Origin of the sequence: Sinomicrobium pectinilyticum, from assembly GCF_003725735.1 — a bacterium.
GTDB lineage: Bacteria > Bacteroidota > Bacteroidia > Flavobacteriales > Flavobacteriaceae > Sinomicrobium > Sinomicrobium pectinilyticum.
The window spans coordinates 1-21,567 of sequence record NZ_RJTM01000059.1 but is presented as its reverse complement, the minus strand read 5'-3'; the positions used below and the strand labels follow the sequence as shown (position 1 = coordinate 21,567).

Below are 21,567 nucleotides of genomic sequence, written 5' to 3'. Positions count from 1 at the left end.
AACGAGAGGCTATGTCTCTCAAAAGGGGCCACTAACCCCGGAATCGTATAACGCATAACGAAATAACAAATGAATCTCACACTAAAAATATGGCGCCAGAAAAACGCAGATGCTAAAGGCGGCATGGAAACATACAAAGTAGAGAACATTTCACCGGATAGCTCCTTCCTGGAAATGCTGGATATTCTCAATGACCAGTTGATAAACGAAGGAAAAGAGCCCGTAGCTTTCGACCATGACTGCCGCGAGGGTATTTGTGGTATGTGCTCTCTTCAGATCAACGGGCAACCTCATGGTCCCGGAAGGGGGATTACTACCTGCCAGCTGCACATGCGTAAATTCAGGGACGGAGACACCATTTATATAGAACCTTTCCGCGCGAAAGCCTTCCCGGTGATCAAAGACCTGGTTGTAGACCGTACATCTTTTGACAGGATACAGCATGCCGGAGGGTATATTTCCGTCAATACGTCCGGAAATACCCAGGATGCCAATGCTATTCCGATAGAAAAGCACAATGCCGACAAAGCCTTTGATGCCGCTACCTGTATAGGATGTGGAGCCTGTGTAGCGGCCTGTAAAAATGCCAGCGCCATGCTCTTTACCTCGGCTAAAGTATCACAGTTCGCTTTACTCCCCCAAGGGCGTGTAGAGGCGACAGAACGCGTGCTTAATATGGTAAAGCAAATGGATCTCGAAGGCTTTGGAAACTGCTCCAACACCGGGGCATGTGAATTAGAATGCCCGAAAGGTATTTCTCTCGAGAATATCGCCAGGATGAACCGGGAGTACCTCAAGGCAAGTGTCAAGTAAGAATAAAGATCGATTTCTATAATTCGGGACAGGTAAAAAACCTGTCCCTTTTTTGTTCCGGCTATTTACAGGTCAGGAGCACACTTACCGCATTTCCCCCGAAGCCTACGGCATTTACCATTACTTTCCGCAACTGTTCGGGCGCTTCCTGCTCCATACCAAAGGGTACGGGGATAAACTGGTTTTTCTGCATCATCAATATGCCGAGCTCCAGACTGAGCACACCCGAGGCCCCGAAACTGTGCCCTACCTTCCATTTGTTCGTGGTCAATGCAGGCATATCTTTTCCAAAAACCTTACGAATAGCGTTGTATTCTGACGAATCTCCTTTTACAGTACCCGGAGCATGCATGACAATAGCATCCACTTCTTCGGGGGATACCTGTTCCAGAGCCATACGCATAGACCGCTGAAAACAATCCGCATCCGTGGAAATTGACGTATTATGCCGGAGCACCTCAGTAGCATATCCTATGCCTTCTATCAAGGCCAGTGCATTTTCTTTCCGGCCGTTTTCCAGGCAGGCCACAGCGGCACCTTCGCCGAGCACCATGGTATTGGCATTTTTATCCATATCCAGGGCACGGCAGGGATAACCGTCCAGTACTTCCCTGGCATAAACCTTCAGGGCTTTCATCTGGGCAATGGTAAATGGTGTTAAGGGCGCCTCGCTACCACCGGCAAGAAACTTTTCCACCATCCCGCTGCGTATCCAGGCCACACCGTTTAACAGGGCGTGCAAAGCCGTAGAACAGGTTATGGAATGTGATATCTGCGGACCGCTGGACTGCAGGTCGTGCCCCACCCAGGAAGAGATATTCCCAAGAGTGGTCGTGGGAGAAGCCAGTGTACCTGCTTTCCCCCGTTCCAGGAAATCCTTGTGATACTCTTCAAACAAGCCCGTAGCCCCCCGGGAAGACCCTATATTAATACCGAATTCAGCGCCTTTCCCCCACCCGGCCTGCCTTACTGCGTTCCTCGAAGCGCAAAGCGCGTACAGGACAGAATTATCCAGGCTTTTATATTTTATATCCGCGTTCTGCACCTTCGCAACTTCCTGCGTTGCCTCTTGTGAAAGCGCGGATATAAATGCTTTATCAAACCCGAAGTCCTTTTCCGTGATAAGGTGGTCCGGTTTCAGGTAGTTCCCCCATACAGAAGCAGAATCCGTACCGAGAGAAGAAACCGAAGATATTGCCGTAATAGATATAGGTGTCTGCAAAACTTTTTGCCTACAAAGGTAATCAAATATCCTCCCCTTCCTGAAAGTAACAGGACAATATAGATTCCAGTTGTTCCTCTCCTTTACTTATATCCTTTATCTTTTGCAGCGTTCCCTCCGGCAGTATTTCACGAAGGGGTTGTTCTACTTCCATAATATGAGTAAAGGCTTCTGCAATAGACCTGTCCCACTTCTTGTGATATTTCAGGAGATCGTCCGGATACACGATACGTCTTCGGGTGCCTTCATGCACAGCACGAAAAGGACGGGATATATTCAGGTAACCATAATCATCGGTTAATTGTTCCCCCGGATATATATCCCTCACGGCAATTTCAAAGTCATAAGGCGTGGTAAGGCAGTTACTCCGAAAACTATGGTTAACATACTTGGCATGGTCCCAGCAAAGCACATAATCTCCTTTGTTGTTGCGGAAAGTGTAAATATCGAGAATGTTCTTGTAAAAATCGCTCATCTCATCGATCTGAGCGGAAGAGAGCACAATGTCCAGCTTGTCCTGGACCCAGGTAATTGTTCCCTTAGGAATCAATTGTGTAGCCACAACGCCGTAACCCATTTCGTCCGAAATGAATTGCAGCTCGGTATGCGGATGAATCATTTATGTTATACATATCATACTACGAATGTATATTATTTTTCGATTCGCCGTATCGGTGTACCTCAAATTTTTGTGCCCTCTTTTTACTCCCGCTTTTCTTTTTTATCCCGGCACCTTATCACAGCACCTCCTCCAACGCACGTTCAATAGTTTCGTATATCTTCTGCAACTGTTCGTCCGTAACAATATAGGGGGCAAGAATATAAACAGTGCTGCCTAACGGGCGTAAAAACACTCCGTTATCCATAAAAAAGCGAAACAGCCGGTCCCTGAGGTTTCCGTAACGTTCCATCTGCACATTGAGGTCCATAGCATAAATAACCCCGAGTTGCCTGGTGGATGCAACTTTGGGGTGTTCGCGCATTTTCTCATCAAATTCCCGGTGTGCACCGATTACTCTTTGTATATTTTGCTGCATTTCTTCCGAACGAAGGAGCTCTATACCGGCCAGGGCTACGGAACAGGCCACAGGGTTTGCAGAATAGGTATGGCCATGGAAGAGCCCTTTGGAGATATCATCACTGTAAAAAGCATCGTACACCGCCTGTGTACAACTTGTAATAGCCATCGGCAACATTCCTGCCGTAAGGGCTTTGGACATACTTATAATATCGGGCAGGTTATCCATATATTCCGAAGCGAAATTCCTTCCTGTCTTACCAAAACCTGTCATGACCTCATCGGCTATGGTTATCACTTCGTTTTCCTTACAAATAGCGATAAGGTCATTCAATCCTTCCGCATCGTGCATTTTCATAGCGGCCGCCCCCTGTACCAACGGTTCGTATATAAAGCCGGCCACATTTCCCTTGCTGACTATTTTCTTCAATCTATCAGCAACTTCAGCATTATTTTTCCCATCCGGTACGGGGATACGCTCAACAGTAAGGAAAAAATCCTCGAAGGGGCCATTATAGACCGACAAGCCGGATACTGACATCGCCCCGAAGGTATCGCCGTGAAACCCTTCTTCGAATGCCACCAGGACATTTTTCCTCTTTCCCCGGTTAAAATGGTATTGCAATGCCATCTTTATAGCCACATCCGACGCCGTGGAACCGTTATCGGAAAAAAACAGTTTCTCCTGGTTACCCGGTAATATGCCAATAAGCGCTTCTGACAGTTCTACGGCCACATCGTGGGTAAAACCGCTGAAAACCACGTGATCGAGACGCTGCATCTGTTCGTGGGCCTTCCGGACAATATAATCATTACAGTGACCATACATACAGGTATACCAGGAAGCAATGCCATCGATGTATTCCCGCCCTTCTTCATCGTACAAAACAGCTTCTTTGGCCCGGGTTATCGCTACTGCTTCCGGGTGTAATTTATGCTGCGTCAGGGGGTGCCAAAGGTGTTTTTTATCGCGTTCTGAAATATTTTTCATGGAGAATCGTTATTTATATTACCTTGCAAAGATCAGAATTGCAGCTAAACCTGACTAACATTGAGCCTATTAAAAAAGGGGATTAACATAAATTATTCCTCGTTAAAACTGTATCAGATCTTCCTTATTTTCCTGGGAGTAGCCCTGTTCATTCGTTTTCCTTTTTTTTTCAGGGATTACATAGACAGGGACGAGAGCACTTTTATTCTCATGGGACAATCCTGGGCTGAAGGGCACCTGCCGTATACCCATCTCTGGGACCTGAAGCCCCCGGTTGCATTTCTCTTCTTCGCCGTCATTATCAAGATCTTCGGAAAAAGTTTTATTGCCATACGCCTTGCAGGCACCATAGGTATTGCCATAACTTCGCTTTACCTCTTTAAGATCGGCGACCGCCTGTCCGGAAGAAAAGTAGGTTTCTGGTGTGGCATGCTCTATATCTTTTTATCCAGCCTGTTCGGAAATCTGCAGGGAGTGATGACGGAGCACCTCTCCATGCTCTTTTCGATCCCGGGGTTCTGGTTCCTTATCAAAGCCACAAGGAACAGGCATATTTTCCTCGCCGGTTTCCTCTTCGGTATTGCAGCCATGATAAAACTCAACCTGGCTTACCCGATACTGTTTACGGGACTTGGACTTATGTATTTCGAGTTCCGGTCCAAAGGCCTCTACGCCTCCTTAAAAAGCGGCTTCATATACGGTACGGGGGTCATCCTCCCCGTACTTTTCACCGTTATACCCTATTACACCAATGACCTTCTTAACATATGGTGGGAATCCGTCATACTCGCACCGCTGCATTACGACACCCCAGACCCCGCCAACAATGTTAAAGCCTTCACCGACCTCTTGCCTTTTATCGGTATTGCGGCACTCCTCATCTTTGTCAACAGCAGAAAAAAATGTTTCCCCGCGTTGTGCAGGAACTACATTTACATTTTACTTGCGCTTGCCGGAACAATGCTATCTTTTATACAATCGGGCGAAATGAACAGTCATTACCTCATTCAGCTCTACCCGTTTTTAATACTGCCCCTGGCGGTGGTGATCAGCCACATTCACTGGTTCGGGAAGATAGCCTATACCCCGTTTGCTGCGGCTATAGTGTTGCTTATACAGTTCGAACCTGTTAAAGAATATTGTTTTCTGGGAGACCGTGCCCTGGACGGAAAATCGCTGTACAACGGCGAGGGTATAGAAGTACCCGAATATCTCCGGGCACACATAGGAGATGTAAAGTCTATCTTTTTCCTTGAAAACCATATAGGATACTGGCTTATTGACGAGCAACCACCCACCAAGTCCGTCACTCATCCGTCCAACCTGGACCGCGAACAGTTATATCAGTTTTACGACAACCCCAGAAAAAACAGCGTAGAAGAACTGCAATACATATGTTCCGTCATCAATCCGCAGATCATTGTTACGGAAAGGGGAAAAATACCTTTTATGAAAGACAATACGCCCGATAATATCTACTTTAAAAATATCCTGGCCAAAAATTACCGGTTTTTAAAGAGGATAGGCGAAGCGGAAATATATCAGCGGGTATACTAAAGTGCCCGCAGTACCGGAGAAAACATTTCCGCATATTTTTTGACCACGGCCTTGTCAAAAAAGCTCTCTTCGGCTACTCTTCCCAGTATAGGGATCTTTCCCATTTTCCCTATAATACGTTCGGTAGACGGGTTTTCATCACCGCTGATGATTATTCCTTTTACCTGTGCCCCCCGCTGTTTTAATGCTTCGATAGTGAGCAAGGTATGGTTTATGCTCCCCAGATAGTTGCGGGATACTATAAGTACTTTATAGTCCGGCTTTATAAGGTCTGCAATGGTTTCCGTATCGTTCAGCGGCACCAGTAATCCGCCCGCCCCTTCGATGACCAGGTCTCCGGAAACTTCGGGCGCTGTTATCTTCCCGGCTTCTATACGTACCCCGTCAATCTCTGCCGCCGCATGAGGGCTCATGGGTGTTTTTAATGCATAACTATTGGGATGTATTTTGGTTTTCGGATTGGATATAAGTCTTTCTATCTTATCAGAATCCGAATTATCGAGATCCCCGGATTGTATGGGTTTCCAGTAATCGGCTTCGAGGGCTTCCGTAACTATGGCAGAAACAATAGTTTTCCCGACTTCTGTGGAAATACCGGTAATAAAGAATTTCGAATGCGTCATAAATTAAATTTTTTCTTACACGCCTCACAGCGGTATTCATACTTGACATAAAAAGGTAAAGTCCCGAACAAAAAACCCAGCAGGAAAGATATTAAGGATTTGAAATCGGTTATATTGGTAAAATACTCAACCTTATCACTCCTGCAATAAGGACAGAGAATAGTATTGCCCTCATCATCCAATGAGTATTTACTGACCGTTTTTAATACTTCCAATGCCCTCTCCCTGTCTTCTCCGCGTACTTTTAATTTTACGCCCCCGATGGCATTACTTATCAGGGGGTCGACATCGACCGTATGGTGGTCTGCCATAACAACCCGAATACCCTCGGCTTCCAGCCTGCCCCTGATTACCTGTGCCTCCGACGAATACTGAAACGTCGCTATGGTTACAAAAGTCTCTTCTTCTTTCATTCCGTAAAAATAGCCAACAACTTCAACACCTCCGAAATTTCTTCTGTCGTATTATAACTATGCAAACAAAAACGCAGCCGCTCCTGCCCGGCGGGAACCGTAGGAGAGAGAATGGCTTTTACGTCAAATCCTTCTTCGGCGAGATGCGAAGCGATCTTTTTTACTTTTTCATTGCCCGGAATAACACAACAATGTATTGCGGAATCGCTGGGAACAAAAAGGGTATCCAGCTTCAGGTCATGCAACCCGGACTTAAAAACAGAAATGTTCCGGTGAAGGGCTTTTCGGGCATGTGATCCGGACAACATACCGTATGCGGCCCGGATCGTCGCGAGGGAATGCGCGGGCAATGCCGTAGTATAGATGAGGCTCCGGGCAAAATTCACCAGATAATCCTTCAGCCTGCGGGGCCCGAGGACAGCTGCCCCATGGCATCCCATTGCCTTGCCAAAAGTAACTATTCTTGCAAAAACACGGTCTTCCAGGCCAAGTTCCTGCACCAATCCTTCGCCGTTGACACCAAAAACACCTACGGCATGTGCTTCGTCCACGACAAGATATGCGGCATATCTCGCAGCCAGCCCTGCCATTGCAGGCAGATCCGGAGAATCTCCGTCCATCGAAAAAACCGATTCGGTCACTATATAAATATGGACATCCCTTTTATCATTTCCCCGGACCCTGAGCAGTTTTTCCTCCAGGTCTTCCATATCATTGTGCCGGAACTTGTATGCACCGGCAGGTCCCATTTGTATTCCGTCCCGGATGCTGGCGTGTATCCATTCGTCATAAAGCACCACGTCTCCCCTTTGCGGTACACAGGAAAAAAATCCTGCATTGGCATCATAGCCCGAATTAAAGATCAGTGCTGCTTCCGAATGATGAAAATGTGCCAGCATTTCTTCGGTTTCCGGGTAGAGCATATGATTTCCGGTCAATAACCGTGATCCTGTGGCGCCGTTCCGTATACCCCCTCCCCGCTCAAGGATACTGCCCGCTTCCCGGAAAACAAGCTCGGATACCGATAAGCCCAGGTAATCATTGGAGGAGAAATCTACACCACCAACAGGCCCGGGCAGTTTTCGCAAAGCATTTTTCTCTTCCCTGCCCTGCAATTTTATCGCTAATTTCTTCGGAAACTCCATAAGGACCAAAGGTAAAAAAAACCTGCAAGTGCAGACCGTTCATAAAAATGTTCAAAACCGTTTGTAAAAACAAACGTCTCTCATAGTGATTTTTACAATGTTTATTATATTTTTGTAAAGCAACGTTTCCCCCGGAAAATGAGGAACGAGCACAAAATGGGAAAAGACCAGGGACTACTACAACGTTTTCGTAATTTAACGCCGGGTAATCCCAGTGTTTACAAGGCATGACGACCCATCAATAAGGAGCGGTTTTCTTTGCAAACTAACTAAAGTTCCTTAACAAAAAATATTGTTTTCCCCCGCTTTGCGTTAAAGTTTCTTAAAAGCATTTCCAAATGCAGATTTCTGCCATATCTTTGTATCATCAAAAGGGGTGGTGCCCTTTTGTAACTTTAAGTAAAGTTTTCATAATTTAAAGTTTTGGTTGGTTAATTAAGAGGCCCGGAAATTCCGGGCCTCTTGTTTTTTTGTAGGGGTGGAAGATCTTTAATTTGTTAGTTGGTAATTTTGGAGTTGGCTACCGGCTAATTCCGGGCTTGTGAAACATGCAACTTCTACTCCATAAAACATCCGGCAAACACAACCCTTTCCCACCCCGACTAAACAACTCCCAAACTCCACAACTAAAATAACGAGGCAAATCCAAAGCCTGGGGACAGGCAAAAGTGCAGGGTAATCCGCATGAAAAGTGGCCCTTGTGGATATACTGGCAAAAAACCCGTAATCTTTCTATCTTAGCAAGACGTCGGAAGGGTCTGCCGGAGAATAGTTAAGGTGTGTTGTTTTGTATATCATACACGATTTAGAATATGGATATTAACTTTATCATCTTCCTTTCCATTAAATTAGGTATAGCTATTTTCTTGACATTCCTCACGCTGGTAATGGCCAAGAAACATAATAAAACGGCTAACAAGTGGTTAACTGCTTTTGTATCAGGAATTTTACTTCTTTCTCTTTCCGACCTGATCCGGCAATCCGAAACCTCTCTCCCGGGAATCAAAAAAATGATCTCCGTTGATTTGATTATCTTCATGCTACCGCCTGCCCTTGTATATGGCCATCATTAGTTTTATCCAACCTACTAAAAAATTTAAACCGAAAGATGCCCTGTTTTTTTTGCCTTTTGTAATAGATTTATTGACAAAACTCCGGTTCGTCTTAATTCACCGATCCGGAGACCTAACGCCTGAATATCTGGACGAAGCATATTTCTCATCAGGTTGGTACAAAACCCTTTTTTTAGTCTTTTCCTCCTGTCTTCTGGCGGCTTCTGTTTTTGGTTTAAGGCGTCATCAGAAAAGAATTAAAGAATTAAGCTCCAACGTTCAACGGATCGACCTCAAATGGCTTTATTACCTCTTATCGGCCATGCCCCTTCTTATGCTGACATCCTACATTTTTAATTTCAGTAATATGGACTGGCTGATAAATTTAGCCGATTTAGTTCAGGTCGGGGTGCTGTTCTATATGGGATATCACACAATACTGCAAAAAGAAATATTTCCCTATACCATTGCCGAATTAAATGACATCGAAAAAATAATCGAAATAAGGAACGTGCCAGCTCACCCCCAGTTAACAGAAGCACAGGTAAAAGAAACGAAAGAAAAGATATTGACATTTTTACAGTACCATAAGCCCTACCTGGAGAATGATCTTACACTACCAAAATTAGCTACCCGCTTAGGATATAAAAGTCACTATCTCTCCTACTTCCTCAACAATCATTTAAACAAGAATTTCTATTCTCTCATAAATGAATTCAGGGTTGAAGAAAGCAAGAACATCCTCAGAGACACAAGTAAATCGCATCTCAACATGCTCGGTGTAGCCTTCGAATCCGGATTTAATTCCAAAACAGCTTTTAACACTACTTTCCGCAGGATCACTGGTGTAACTCCTTCAGAATACCGGAAAAATCATATGGACTAAGGTGTTCGCCTGGATAGATCGGAACATTTTTAGTCGGGCATTGAAATACCTTGTGCCCTCAATTCTAAAAACTCTTAAGAATGAAAAGCAAACTATTTTATTTCGTATTCAGTGTATTTCTCATTTCTTGTACGGACGATCCGCCCATTCCGGACGACGATGCCCGGTTATCCCGGCAGCTGTCGCGCTTATTCGAAGCTAAGGAAGCCGATGGTTTTTACGGAAGTGTTTATATTCAAAAAGAAGGTGCCGTATTGTTAGAAAGAGGGTTCGGAATACAAAATCAGAACCCTGATATTCTAAATAAGCCCTACACTATTTTTGATATAGGTTCTTTGACCAAACAATTTACAGCATCTGCGATCTTAAAGCTTGAAATGGATGGCTTCTTACATGTTGAAAATACACTCATGGATTATTTCCCGGAAGTGCCTGATGATAAAAAAGATATTACTATTCATCAATTGCTTACCCATACTGCGGGTTTTCGGGAAGGGATCGGGGATGATTACGACATCATTGGTGCAGATGATTTTATTGATTTGGCCTTTGCCAGTCCCCTGATCAATAATCCGGGAACTATTTATGCCTATTCCAATGTCGGTTATAGTATTTTGGGAATTATTATTGAAAAAGTATCCCATACCACCTATGAAAACTACCTGAGAGCACAATTATGGATACCGGCCGGGATGAAAGAAACGGGGTATATATTACCGGATTTTAAAAACGATCGGATGGCTATAGGCTTTATGGTCAATAAGCCCGTGGGATTCCCCAATGCTCCCGGCCTCTGGGCAGATGACGGGCCCGGATGGCACCTCCGGGCTAATGGTGGTATTTTATCTTCTGTTTCGGATATGCAAAAATGGGATAAAGCCTTAAATGGAGAAACAGTTTTAAACTTTGAAGCAAAGGAAAAACTATTCTTTCCTTATGTTGCGGAAGATCCGGAGGAGAGTTCTTTTTACGGTTATGGATGGACGGTTTCTGAAGCGCCCACAAAAAACCCGGTTTACTGGCATGATGGCGGCAATGATGTGTTTTATGCCATTATGTTCAGGATACCCGAAGACAAACTGACCATGGTCTTAATGTCTAACAGGGCATCTTCTTTTGATGAAACTGTCATTGAAGAAGTGATGGAGCTGATCTATAATTCACTTTAAAGCACATTTTATTTGCTCGCACGCAAGCAAGAAAACTCCGGGCTGATCCTTAACACAAGCCATGATCTTCCGAAGGAGGTTAATCCAGCATATATTTGACAATCTTAGATGCCGAACTTGTCTTGAATTGTTGTATTTGGGCGAAAAGTCATGCTTTTGCAGGTATATAGAATAACTCAAGACAAGTTCACTTAAAAACATACCCGAAAGAAATAACATCCGACTTTATCAATTTCTTCAACACCTGTAAAAATGGTTCGAAAATTGTTCTGTCAGGCGACTTCAAGGGATTTCCCGGAGAAATCCTTTTTTGCTGAAGTCCCAAAACAACTCCATCCCACTTCCGCCACATTACAAAAGACATCCGTGCATCCATCGCTAAAAAACCCACACCAAATCCTTAAATGTTAAAATTCCAAAACTTTTGATCCCGATCCGTAATTTTTTCAATTCCATCAGGGTTAATTAATGATCCCTTTCGGGCAGGGTAATTACAATTTATTATTTTTACAGTATATTTTAGCACTGATGAAAAAAATTGTCTTAACCACTATACTTTTTTGCTTTTATGCAAACCTCGACGCGCAAAACAAAAATGCTTTTACTTCCGGCGAATGGCTGCAGTTCCGCGTACACTACGGGATCTTCAACGCCAGTTATGCCACTATGGAACTCAAAGAAACCAGTCTCAACGGAAAATCCGTGTTTCACGTCGTAGGCAAAGGCCGGACTACGGGACTGGCAAGGCTGTTCTTCAAAGTAGATGATAATTACGAAAGCTATTTTGACAAACAGGACGGCAGGCCGTACAAATTTATTCGTCAAATAGATGAAGGCGGCTATACCAAAGACATGGAAATAAATTTTGATTACAACAGTAATCAGGCCATAGTAAACAACAAAAAGCACAACAAGACCACCACTATAGCCGTACATAAAGATATTCACGACCTCCTGTCGGCCGTATATTACCTTCGGAACCATTACAAAACCGAAAACCTCACCGAAGGTGACGAAACAGAGCTGGATTTGTTATTCGATGATGACAAGACCTTTAAATTTAAGCTTAAGTTCTTGGGTAAAGAGGTATTAAAGACTAAATTTGGCAAAATTTCCTGTATAAAGTTCCGACCTTATGTACAGGCAGGAAGGGTCTTTAAAGAAAAGGGCAGTTTGACCTTGTGGGTTTCGGATGACGAAAACAAACTCCCCATGCGGATAAAGGCAGATCTGCGGGTAGGTTCCATCAAAGCCGACCTGGAAGCCTTCCGGGGACTCAAACACCAGTTCAAAGTAGTAGTAGATTAATCACATGGAGATAAAACCGGAAATTGCCGAAAGAATACACCAGTTAGAAGACAAATACCGAAATTCCGGCCAGGACCTGGGCGCCTATCTCGACGGCCTGCTGCACCAACGCTATCTGACCTATTGGGACTATATTCACCTGGACACCCTGCTCAGCCTTCAAATACCACGAACCCATTTCCCCGATGAAGAAATCTTCATCATGTACCACCAGATCACCGAACTGTATTTTAAGCTTATCATCCACGAACAGAAACAGGTTATAGACGACAAGCTACAGACCGCAGCTTTCTTTACGCAAAAAATAGAACGGATAAATCGTTACTTCAAAGCACTTATCACTTCTTTCGAAGTCATGATCAACGGCATGGAACGCGAACAGTTCCTGCAATACCGGATGTCCCTTTTACCCGCCAGCGGATTCCAGTCCGCACAGTACAGGATGATAGAAATTTATGCTACGCCGCTGGAAAACCTGGTACATCATTCCGTAAGGGCCCGGTTTCCCTCCGGAACATCCCTCGATATCCTCTATGAAAATATTTATTGGAAAAAAGGTGCTACGGATAATACTACCGGAGAAAAAACCTTAACACTGAAGCAATTCGAATATCGCTACACCCCGAGGTTTATGCGTATTGCCAATGATGTAAAAAATACCACCATATACCACAAATACCTGCAACTTCCCGAAAACGAAAGAAAAAACCCGACGCTCATGGAAGCCATGAAAGCCCTGGACACCAATGCTAATGTAAACTGGCCGCTTATGCATCTGGGGTCTGCCTACAGGTACCTGAAAAGGGATAATAACACCATAGATGCCTCGGGCGGAACCAATTGGAGAGATTATTTGCCTCCAAGTTTTCAAAAAGTCATCTTTTTTCCTGAAATTTGGAACGAAGAGGAAAAAAACAACTGGGGGAAAGAATGGGTAGAACACATGTTTAATCCGGAAAACACAAAAAATTAATGCTCAAAAAGGTACTTTTAGTTGCACTGGCCATTACAGTCGTGGCATGCAAAAAAGAAAAAGAAGAGGAAAATGCCGGGGAAACGGCAAAAAGAGAGATACTAAAACCTATTGAGGTAAAGGAATTCGGCTTTAATCTCGACAACTATGTAGTTCGAAGAGATACGGTTAAGTCAGGTGACAGCTTCGGGGAAATACTCGCCAAAAACAATATAGATTATGCCAAAGTCTATAAAATAGCAGAAATAGCCAAAGATACCTTCGATGTTGTCCGGGGACTGCGTGTAGGAAAACCCTATACCCTGCTCTGTAGCAAAGATTCCCTTCAGACACCGGAATGTTTTATCTACCAGCCCAATAGTGTGGATTATGTAGTGATACGATTCGCAGATTCCATTCAGGCCTATAAAGAGAAGAAACCGGTTACCATCGTGGAACGGGAAGCTTCCGGGGTCATAACCAGCTCCCTTTCCGAAGCTATTATGGAAAAGAATATGGATTACCAGGTAGCTTACGACCTCTCCAACATCTATGCCTGGACGGTCGACTTCTTCCGCCTGCAACGGGGAGACCGCTTTAAGGTGATTTACGAAGAAAAATATATCGATGACACCATATACGCCGGAATAGGGGACATCAAAGCAGCATATTTTGAACACAACAACAAACCTTTTTACTCCTTTAAGTTTCAAACGGATTCCGTAAAGGGTATCAGCGACTTCTACGATGAAGAAGCCAATACGCTGCGCCGGGCATTTCTGAAAGCCCCCCTCGAATACAGCAGGATCTCGTCCCGATACACCATGAGACGTTTCCATCCTGTTCAGAAACGGTGGAAAGCCCACCTGGGTACTGATTATGCCGCACCGCATGGCACCCCTATCAAAGCGACGGCAAATGGTACCGTAATCAAATCCGGGTACACTTCGGGGAACGGAAATTATGTTAAAATACGCCACAACAGCACATATGAGACCCAGTACCTGCATATGTCCAAACGGGCCGTTAAGGTAGGCCAGCACGTTATGCAGGGACAGGTTATCGGCTATGTAGGCAGCACCGGGCTGGCCACCGGCCCCCATGTTTGCTATCGCTTCTGGAAAAACGGAAAGCAGGTAGACCCTTACAAACAGGATCTCCCCTCTGCCGAACCCATCAGAAAAGAACTGAAAGAAGGATACATGGCCTATATAAAACCTTTGCAATTACGCCTGGACAGCATACTGTTCGACGACGAGCAGGAAGAATTCATTACTTCTGCGGAGGAGTGATGGCAGGATCGTTATGCCTAATAAAATTATCCCATATCGCAAGGATTTAAAAGAAAAGGCCCGCAAACTCCGACGAAATCCAACCTGTACGGAAAAAATATTATGGACAAAAATCCGTAAAAAAGCTCTTGGCATTGAATTTCACCGACAAGTTCCAATCCTGGACTATATTGTGGATTTTTATTGCCATGAACTATTTCTTGCTATAGAAATAGATGGCCCCATTCATAATCTTCAGACGGATAAAGATATTAAAAGGCAAAAAAAATTAGAAGCACAAGGAGTACGGTTTTTGCGATTTTCTAATGAGGAGGTTTTTACAGACATAACGTCTGTTTTAAACTCAATTAAAAAATTTGTAGAAGAGACTGCTTTACCGGGAGACACCCCTCCCCGGCCCTCCCCCGGAGGGGAGGGAGAATATCCCCCTCTTTGAAGAGGGGTTAGGGGAGATGCAGAGATACACCGATAAACTTTTTGAAAAAAATAAATAAACACTAAAATAATGCCACTACAAAAAACAAACCCCACACAGACCGGAGCATGGAAAAAGCTTGCGGATCACTTCCGGAAGATCGGCAATGCGGAAATGAAAGGTTATTTTAACGAAGACCCGGAAAGAGCTTCCAGATTTACCGTGCAATGGAATGATTTTTATGTGGATTACTCCAAGAACCGGATCACACAGGAAACCATGGACCTGCTTTTATCCCTCGCGGAAGAAGTACAGCTGAAGGACGCCATACAAAAGTATTTCTCCGGTGACCTCATCAATGAAACCGAGCAACGCGCAGTGCTTCACACTGCCCTTCGTTCGGCAAAAGACGCGGAAATCACCGTAGATGGCATAAATGTGATGCCCGGGGTCTTTGCGGTCAAAGAGAAGATCAAAACCTTTTCGGAAAGTATTATTTCCGGAGAGAAAAAAGGATATACCGGCAAAGCGTTTACCGATGTGGTAAATATAGGGATCGGAGGTTCCGATCTCGGGCCGGCTATGGTTACCGAGGCATTGAAATTCTACAAAAACCACCTCAATGTACATTTTGTGAGTAATGTAGACGGGGATCATGTACACGAAACCTTAAAAAACCTGGACCCGGAAACCACACTCTTTGTCATTGTTTCCAAAACATTCACCACCCAGGAAACATTGAGCAACGCCACCACGATTAAAAACTGGTTCCTGAAAAATGCAGGGCAGGAAGATGTGGCCAAACATTTTGTTGCCGTTTCCACAAACCTTCCCAAAATTGCCGAATTCGGTATTGCCGATGAGAATATCTTCCCGATGTGGGACTGGGTAGGCGGACGTTTTTCTCTCTGGAGTGCCGTAGGTTTATCAATCGCCCTCGCCGTAGGTTATGACAATTTCAACAAGTTATTGAAAGGGGCACAGGCTATGGATGAGCATTTCAGGACTACGGATTTTAAAGACAATATCCCCGTCATACTGGCTCTTATAGCCACCTGGTACAACAATTTTTTCGATGCGGAAAGTGAGGCCATCATACCCTATACCCAATACCTGAGCCGTTTTTCCGCTTACCTCCAGCAGGGCATTATGGAAAGTAACGGTAAAAGTGTGGACCGTGCGGGTAACCGGGTGGACTACCAGACCGGGACCATTATCTGGGGAGAACCGGGTACCAACTCACAGCACGCGTTCTTCCAGCTTATCCACCAGGGCACCAAACTTATTCCTGCCGATTTTATCGGTTTTGTACATTCCCTGCACGGTGACAAAGACCACCACGATAAGCTTATGGCCAACTTCTTTGCACAGACCGAGGCCCTGCTCCAGGGTAAAACGGAAGGAGAGGTTACTGCCGAACTCAAGGCTAAAAATACGGGAGAAGAAGAGTTGCGCAGATTACTTCCGTTCAAAGTATTCGAAGGGAATAAACCTACCAATACCATCCTGGTAGATAAACTAACTCCGGAAAGTCTCGGGGCACTTATCGCCATGTATGAGCACAAAATATTCGTACAGGGTGTGATCTGGAATATTTTCAGCTATGACCAATGGGGCGTGGAATTAGGGAAACAATTGGCCAGCAATATATTAAAAGATATCCAAAGCCCGGAAACAGCCCGGCACGACAGCTCCACTACAAATTTACTGGAGTATTTCAAGAAAAAGAGCTGAACACTATAGCCTTTTCCTACCCGATATACAAAAAACAAACCCCGGCTACACCTTAACAGCCGGGGTTTCGTACTTTATGCGAAAGCCCGTTTCCTAAATTACTGTTAATAAATAGGTGTAAAAATTAAACATATGAGACCCAAGACCAAAGGTTTAATGGCTATTTTTGTTTTAAAAAGTTAAAGGATCACACTGTTAAAACATTTAACATTTACTTAATGTTCGGTAATTTTATAAATGTCAATTTTGCACAGCTAAATCAAATTTAATTAACACAGATGAAGACAATTTACAATGGGTTTTTCACAGTGGTTTTTGCCCTTATGGCAACGACTGCTTTTGCACAGGGCATTATTACAGGTACTGTAATTGATGCCGAACTGAACGAACCGCTGCCCGGGGCCAATGTTGTCGTAAAAGGCACAACCACCGGAGTATCTACAGATTTCGACGGAAAATTCCGGATCGAAGTGCCGCAGAACAGCGGTACCCTGGTTGTTTCTTACATTGGTTTTGTAAAAAAAGAAGTGAGGTTTACTTCTACGGGCGATATAGGAAATATTGCTTTGCAGGGAGATGCGGAACAATTAGAGGGAGTTGTTGTGGTTGGTACCGGAGTAATTGACCTGGTAAAAGACCGCCAGACACCGATTGCTGTTTCTACTATTAAAGCATCTGATATACAAAAGGCCAGTGGAAATGCCGAATTTCCGACATTACTTCGTTCCATGCCATCCGTTTATGCAAATACATCCGGAGGAGGTTATGGAGATGCTCAAATACGTGTTCGGGGTTTTGACCAAAGTAATACGGCATACCTTCTTAACGGACAACCGATAAACGGTATGGAAGATGGAAATATGTACTGGAGTAACTGGCAGGGAGTAAGAGATGTCGCTACAGCTATTCAATTGCAGAGAGGTCTTGGTTCTTCTAAACTTGCAATTTCTTCCGTTGGTGGTACTATGAACATTGTAACGCAATCTTACAATGAAAAGGAGAAGGGATTTGTGGAAGGTGCTATCGCCAACAATAATTATATAAAAAGTACCGCATATTATTCTACGGGAAAAAATGAAAACGGATGGTCATCTACTTATATGCTTTCCTATTGGGAAGGAGATGGTAACTATTTTGAAGGTACAGAAGGTAAAGGGTTGACTTACTTCCTTTCTTTTGGTTACAAACCTTCAGATAAGCACGCATTTAACCTTTTGATAACCGGTGCTCCACAAACACACGGACAAGCTTATCAAAATAATATACAAGCAGCCCTGACCTACGGCAAAGACTACAACGAGAACTGGGGGTACAAAAATGGAAAGTTCTACAATGAGCGTACTAATTACTATCATAAGCCGGTGATGAACTTTAACTGGGACTGGAATATAAGTGACAAATCTAACCTTTCTACTGTAGCATATGCCTCAATTGGTCGCGGAGGGGGAACCGGACCCCTTGGTTATCACAGCAACAAATTTGACGATAATGGGCAAATTGATTTTGACAGAATCATTGCAACGAACAGAGGCCTTGAGCCAACTGAAATAAACGGGAGTAATTACCTGATAGGAAGAGAAATAAGAAACGTTGAAGCGGGTTATATTACAAGGGCATCCGTTAACAATCACCTGTGGCTAGGTACGGTATCCAACTTCAATCACAAAATCAATGACAATCTGGAATTCAACGTTGGTTTTGACTACAGGTTCTACAAGGGAAAACACTACCGGATGGTTACCGATTTCTTAGGTCTCGACGGATGGGGAGTTACGAATAATGGTTCTGTTCCTGGAGGTTATACAGTATTCAAATCTTATGACATTAACTTGTTTGACCCTACCTTTAAAAATGCTAAGGACACAGAAAAAATCGGGTATGATTATTCTGAGCAAATCAGTTATATTGGAGGTTTTGGGCAAATAGAATATAAAGAAGATGCTTTCTCAGCTTATATTCAAGGAGCAATCTCCAGCCAATGGCACCAAAGATGGGATTACTTTAACTATATGCTCCCTAACGAGCAAAAATCTCAAAAAGTTAATAACGGAGGCTTTAACCTTAAGGGTGGCTTAAGCTATAATATAGATGAGCATCACAATGTTTTCGCCAATGCCGGTTATTATTCCAGGCAACCTTTTCACGATAATATTTACCTGAACTTTACAAATGATCTGAACCCTCTGGCTGAGAATGAAAAAATTACCGGTTATGAATTAGGATACAAATTCAACAGCAGTGTATTCAGTGCAAATCTAAACGGATATTATACTGTTTGGGATGATCGTGTTGAAGTGAGATCTACGAGGCTAGACCTTGATAACGATGGTATAGATGAAGATTATTTCTCCCGTTTCGCAGGATTAAAGCAAGTACATTACGGAGTAGAATTCGATTTCATGTTGAGACCTCTCATGACAGATCAACTCGGAATCTATGGATTCGCTTCTTTAGGTAACTGGAAATACGGAGACAATAGCATTCAGACCCTTGTCAGACAAGATAACCTGGAAGTAGTACCCGGATATGACGGAGAAACTGCCTACATTGATGGTGTAAAGGTTGGTGAAGCCGCCCAGACATCATTTAATCTTGGAGCCAACTACAAAATTATTGATGAGTTCTCTATAGATGTGGATTGGTACCATTATGCAAATGTTTATGCATATATAGATCCGATCAGATTTACTACGCCAGATCAGGATGTAATCAAACTACCTTCTTACAATCTGTTCAGAGCAGGCCTGTCTTACACATTACCTTTGAAAAATACGGAAAGACAATCATTTTTCTTCAGATTTAATGTTGATAACCTCTTTAATACAATGTATTTACAAAGTTTATCAACAAACATAGCTCCTGAAGATGGAGTGGACAATTACAAAGGTATAAATGTAAACAACAGAGGTACTTTTGGTTTCGGAAGACAATGGAGTTTTAGCGTTAGATACAACTTCTAAAAAAACACTTTTATCACATACTTAAAACCTCACCTTTCCCGGTGAGGTTTTGTTTTTTATATCCTACAATATTTTTACCTTTAGAAAAACATAACAAATGCCTCCTGTCTTACAAAACATTATTAATGCTATACTAAATTCAACTCCGGACAAAAAAGACATTTCCCTCACCACCGGAAACTCCGGAAGAATACTATTTCTCACCATTTACTATACACAAACCCAGGATGAAACCTGTCACCAAAAGATAGAAGAACTCCTGGAAGAAAATTTCGCAATATTAAACAGAGAACCTGTCACCGCATCATTCCATAACGGTTTAGCCGGCTATGGCTGGTTATTGCAACACCTGGTCAAAAACCATTTACTCGATCAGGACGACCTTATAAATATACTAGCACAGTCCGATGAGGTAATCATGGGGGAAATCCATCAAAAACTCAACACTTTAAAAGACCTCACCATCTTTGACATGGAATTCTTTCAAACATGTCATTATCTCTTTCAAAGACTGAAAAAATCCGGGTGCATAAAACCACTTTTGACAGAAGTAGTAAACAGGTTGGAGAGCATGACCTTTGCTTTTCTAAAGGACGGACATCCTACTTTTCAAGAGCCTGCGATTCCCGAAATCACTCTGTTCCTGAGCAAGTGTATATGCACAGATATCCAAAAAAGAAAAGCAAAGAACTCATAGAGCTATTGTTAAATAACATATCACTTTCCGTTCCGGAATTTATAGATAAAAATACCTTTTTCCCTGCAAAAAATACCGGGAACAACCGTATCATAAGCCTGGACCTGAACATGGCCTGTGCTCTCTGGGAAGCGGGGAAGGCATGTAAAAATATCCATTGGAAAAGACTGGCGTGTATCATACTCAAATACAACGCATATAACAAGGACAAAAATCATAATTTCTTTTACAAAACAGGAATAGCTAAAGATAATTGGCTCATCGCTTATCTTTACCAGTCTTTTTATAATGAAACCGGTTTTAAACTCTTTGAAAAGAACAGCAGTTTCTGGCGCGAAACAAAAGTCCTTCCTTCAATAAGTTCCAAATACGGGACACTAGGCTTGCAAAACGGACTGTCGGGTATCGGATTGGCGCTGATGCCAGTAGAAAAGAAACTGATTGGAATAGTCTAACGGTAAAACAACAATATCTATGGTTAACAATTAAATAACCTTCAAATAAAATATATTCCTTATCTTGTAAGAATAATCTTATAATGAAGAAAAAAATCAAAAAATTATCACTAAACAAAAAGACTATATCAAGTCTAAATCTTCGAGTACAAAATCAAATCATGGGTGGTGCGATTACGGAAGGATGTCCTAATACGTATCAAATGTCCTGTGACGATTGCCCCACAGATAAATCTGCTTGCTCAGAATGTGATCCCGGAGGTGGTGGAAATGGCCCTACTGATTATGTATGTCCAACTGGGCTTTATGTATGTGGCACCTAAATTAAAATCAACATTCACATATTTCGTAAACTTAGAATTTAATTTTTAATTCACCTTGTTCCAGCCAGTTATAAACTGGTTGGAATTTACCTAGTATAAGTAAATTCGCGTACGCTGCGAAGATTCTGCAACTTCGCAGCTTAAAGTTTCAATTAAAAAAACCGAAAAATGCATCACTGAGGCATACCCCGATTTTCATACATCCTACAGTATTTATTACTGCAATGACCCGGTCATGAGGTAAATTGCATCAAATATAGTTTATCGCTATGTAATTCCGTTTTTGGCCTCTCCTCAGAGAGAGACTTAACGTACTACCCGCTATTTAATGTATAGCTGAATATATAAAATAATCCAAAAATAAAACTTAAACAGATTTTCAATCCACCTCACAAACAACCCCGATCCCCGGAAAGGGAACAACCGGCTGTAACAACGGAACCCGTGATAAGTGCAGTCTCTCAGCATGTACATCCATGATATGAACAAAACGGCATTCAATCCGTTACTCCCGCTTTATAGCCCGAAAAACGGCCATTAAC

General features: G+C 43.2%; 19 protein-coding genes. 13 read left to right on the top strand and 6 right to left on the bottom strand.

The features are described from left to right. Positions 1 to 69: 69 nt before the first annotated feature. Positions 70 to 813, top strand: a complete 744-nt coding sequence (locus tag ED312_RS08390; protein WP_123215560.1) for a succinate dehydrogenase/fumarate reductase iron-sulfur subunit — start codon at positions 70 to 72, stop codon at positions 811 to 813. Between the two features lie 61 nt (positions 814 to 874). Here ED312_RS08390 and ED312_RS08385 read toward each other — a convergent pair whose 3' ends face one another. From ED312_RS08385 to bioA, 3 genes are all read right to left on the bottom strand, one after another. Then, entirely contained in the window at positions 875 to 2,035 is a 1,161-nt protein-coding gene (locus ED312_RS08385; RefSeq protein ID WP_123215559.1) for a beta-ketoacyl synthase N-terminal-like domain-containing protein, read from the bottom strand. Positions 2,036 to 2,057: 22 nt separating this feature from the next. Further along, positions 2,058 to 2,654: an SET domain-containing protein gene (locus ED312_RS08380; protein WP_123215558.1), complete on the bottom strand. Its 597-nt coding sequence runs from the start codon at positions 2,652 to 2,654 to the stop codon at positions 2,058 to 2,060. A gap of 118 nt (positions 2,655 to 2,772) precedes the next feature. Beyond that, entirely contained in the window at positions 2,773 to 4,044 is a 1,272-nt protein-coding gene (gene bioA, locus ED312_RS08375) for an adenosylmethionine--8-amino-7-oxononanoate transaminase (RefSeq protein ID WP_123215557.1), read from the bottom strand. A gap of 60 nt (positions 4,045 to 4,104) precedes the next feature. Between bioA and ED312_RS08370 the strand changes: the two genes are divergently transcribed. Beyond that, positions 4,105 to 5,601, top strand: coding sequence for an ArnT family glycosyltransferase (locus tag ED312_RS08370; RefSeq protein WP_123215556.1), 1,497 nt, complete (start codon positions 4,105 to 4,107; stop codon positions 5,599 to 5,601). Here ED312_RS08370 and bioD read toward each other — a convergent pair. Genes bioD through ED312_RS08355 form a run of 3 tightly spaced genes read right to left on the bottom strand, consistent with a single transcriptional unit; the run spans position 5,598 to position 7,782 of the window. Then, positions 5,598 to 6,224: a dethiobiotin synthase gene (bioD, locus tag ED312_RS08365; RefSeq protein WP_123215555.1), complete on the bottom strand. Its 627-nt coding sequence runs from the start codon at positions 6,222 to 6,224 to the stop codon at positions 5,598 to 5,600. The genes ED312_RS08370 and bioD overlap by 4 nt on opposite strands. Further along, positions 6,221 to 6,637 carry a putative signal transducing protein gene (locus tag ED312_RS08360; RefSeq protein WP_123215554.1) on the bottom strand — a complete coding sequence of 139 codons (417 nt, stop codon included), beginning with the start codon at positions 6,635 to 6,637 and terminating at the stop codon, positions 6,221 to 6,223. The genes bioD and ED312_RS08360 overlap by 4 nt, the downstream gene beginning before the upstream one ends. Next, on the bottom strand, positions 6,634 to 7,782 hold the full coding sequence (locus tag ED312_RS08355; RefSeq protein WP_123215648.1) for an aminotransferase class I/II-fold pyridoxal phosphate-dependent enzyme: 1,149 nt from the start codon (positions 7,780 to 7,782) through the stop codon (positions 6,634 to 6,636). Before ED312_RS08355 ends, ED312_RS08360 begins: the two co-directional genes overlap by 4 nt. 1,419 nt (positions 7,783 to 9,201) lie before the next feature. Here ED312_RS08355 and ED312_RS23740 point away from each other — a divergent pair. The 11 genes from ED312_RS23740 to ED312_RS08290 all read left to right on the top strand — a co-directional run bounded on the left by ED312_RS23740 (position 9,202) and on the right by ED312_RS08290 (position 21,025). Further along, entirely contained in the window at positions 9,202 to 9,720 is a 519-nt protein-coding gene (locus tag ED312_RS23740) for a helix-turn-helix domain-containing protein (RefSeq protein ID WP_170164469.1), read from the top strand. 80 nt (positions 9,721 to 9,800) lie between these two features. Then, entirely contained in the window at positions 9,801 to 10,889 is a 1,089-nt protein-coding gene (locus ED312_RS08340) for a serine hydrolase domain-containing protein (protein ID WP_123215551.1), read from the top strand. 528 nt (positions 10,890 to 11,417) lie between these two features. Then, the gene (locus tag ED312_RS08330) at positions 11,418 to 12,197 is read left to right on the top strand and encodes a DUF3108 domain-containing protein (RefSeq protein WP_123215647.1); all 780 of its coding nucleotides are present in this window, start codon (positions 11,418 to 11,420) and stop codon (positions 12,195 to 12,197) included. Positions 12,198 to 12,201: 4 nt separating this feature from the next. Further along, positions 12,202 to 13,170, top strand: a complete 969-nt coding sequence (locus ED312_RS08325; RefSeq protein WP_123215549.1) for a tryptophan 2,3-dioxygenase family protein — start codon at positions 12,202 to 12,204, stop codon at positions 13,168 to 13,170. Further along, on the top strand, positions 13,170 to 14,441 hold the full coding sequence (locus ED312_RS08320; protein WP_123215548.1) for a M23 family metallopeptidase: 1,272 nt from the start codon (positions 13,170 to 13,172) through the stop codon (positions 14,439 to 14,441). The genes ED312_RS08325 and ED312_RS08320 overlap by 1 nt, the downstream gene beginning before the upstream one ends. 13 nt (positions 14,442 to 14,454) lie before the next feature. Then, on the top strand, positions 14,455 to 14,877 hold the full coding sequence (locus ED312_RS08315; RefSeq protein WP_123215547.1) for an endonuclease domain-containing protein: 423 nt from the start codon (positions 14,455 to 14,457) through the stop codon (positions 14,875 to 14,877). A gap of 69 nt (positions 14,878 to 14,946) precedes the next feature. Continuing rightward, complete coding sequence (gene pgi, locus ED312_RS08310) at positions 14,947 to 16,590, top strand: glucose-6-phosphate isomerase (protein ID WP_123215546.1); 1,644 nt, start codon at positions 14,947 to 14,949, stop codon at positions 16,588 to 16,590. A 278-nt stretch (positions 16,591 to 16,868) separates the two neighbouring features. Next, positions 16,869 to 19,550 (top strand): TonB-dependent receptor, encoded by a 2,682-nt coding sequence (locus ED312_RS08305; RefSeq protein WP_123215545.1) that lies wholly within the window; start codon positions 16,869 to 16,871, stop codon positions 19,548 to 19,550. A 97-nt stretch (positions 19,551 to 19,647) separates the two neighbouring features. Then, positions 19,648 to 20,247: a lanthionine synthetase LanC family protein gene (locus ED312_RS08300; RefSeq protein ID WP_123215544.1), complete on the top strand. Its 600-nt coding sequence runs from the start codon at positions 19,648 to 19,650 to the stop codon at positions 20,245 to 20,247. Continuing rightward, positions 20,208 to 20,702, top strand: coding sequence for a glycoside hydrolase family protein (locus ED312_RS08295; RefSeq protein WP_148044247.1), 495 nt, complete (start codon positions 20,208 to 20,210; stop codon positions 20,700 to 20,702). The genes ED312_RS08300 and ED312_RS08295 overlap by 40 nt, the downstream gene beginning before the upstream one ends. Positions 20,703 to 20,785: 83 nt before the next feature. Then, a complete protein-coding gene (locus ED312_RS08290) occupies positions 20,786 to 21,025 on the top strand; it encodes a class I lanthipeptide (protein WP_148044246.1) in 240 nt (79 codons plus the stop codon). The last annotated feature ends 542 nt before the right edge of the window (positions 21,026 to 21,567 follow it).